Raw genomic sequence first — 916 nt, 5'->3', positions numbered from 1 at the left:
TGATGGTTGACGGTGGCCGTGATCGGCTTTTCTGTGCACGTCGTTGCGGCGTGTGGCAGGAGGCCGGGATTGGCTCTGGTGGAGTTGTCGGTTGTCGAGCAGAGATACCGGGCTGTGCTCGCGGTGCTGGCGGGCGCGACGGTGACGGAGATCGCCGCGTCGCTGGGGGTGTCGCGGCAGACGGTGAGCGGGTGGAAGTCGCGGTATGCCGCCTCGGGCCTGGCGGGGCTGGCGGACCGGTCACGCAGGCCGGCCTCGTGTCCGCATCAGGCTTCCGCCGAGGTGGAGACGGCCGTGTGCGAGCTGCGGCGCAAGCACCCTCGCTGGGGGCCGCGGCGGATCGCTCATGTGCTGGAGCGGTCCGGGGCGGTGAGCCCGCTGCCGTCGCGGATGACGGTGTATCGGATCCTGGTCCGTCACGGTCTGGTGGAGCCGGGGGTTCGGCGGCGGAAGCGGTCGGATTACAAGCGCTGGCAGCGGGACAGGCCGATGCAGTTGTGGCAGATGGACATCGTCGGCGGCGTGATGCTGGTCGACACGGTGACCGGTGAGCTGACCGAGGTCAAAGTCGTGACCGGTGTGGATGACCATTCCCGGTACTGCGTGATCGCGTCGGTGGTCGAGCGGGCGACCGGTCGGGCGGTCTGCGCGGCATTCGCGGGGGCCCTGCGGAGGTTCGGGGTGCCGGAAGAGGTGCTGACCGACAACGGCAAGCAGTTCACCGACCGGTTCGGGCAGGGCGGTGAGGTGCTGTTCGACCGGATCTGCCGGGAGAACGGGATCGCGCACCGGCTGACGCAGCCGGCGTCGCCGACCACGACGGGCAAGGTCGAGCGGTTCCATCAGACCCTGCGGCGCGAACTCCTCGACGACTGCGGTGCGTTCGAGAGCATCGAAGCGGCCCAGGCGGCACTGG

General features: G+C 69.7%; 1 protein-coding gene. It reads left to right on the top strand.

Translation table 11 applies throughout. The features are described 5' to 3' along the window. Positions 1-84: 84 nt before the first annotated feature. Positions 85-916: IS481 family transposase (locus tag AQJ64_RS44875; protein ID WP_107120655.1), on the top strand; the 832-nt coding region annotated here is incomplete at its 3' end.

The sequence above is a fragment of the Streptomyces griseoruber genome (assembly GCF_001514205.1).
Taxonomy (GTDB): domain Bacteria; phylum Actinomycetota; class Actinomycetes; order Streptomycetales; family Streptomycetaceae; genus Streptomyces; species Streptomyces griseoruber.
This window is presented reverse-complemented; position numbering and strand designations above follow the sequence as displayed.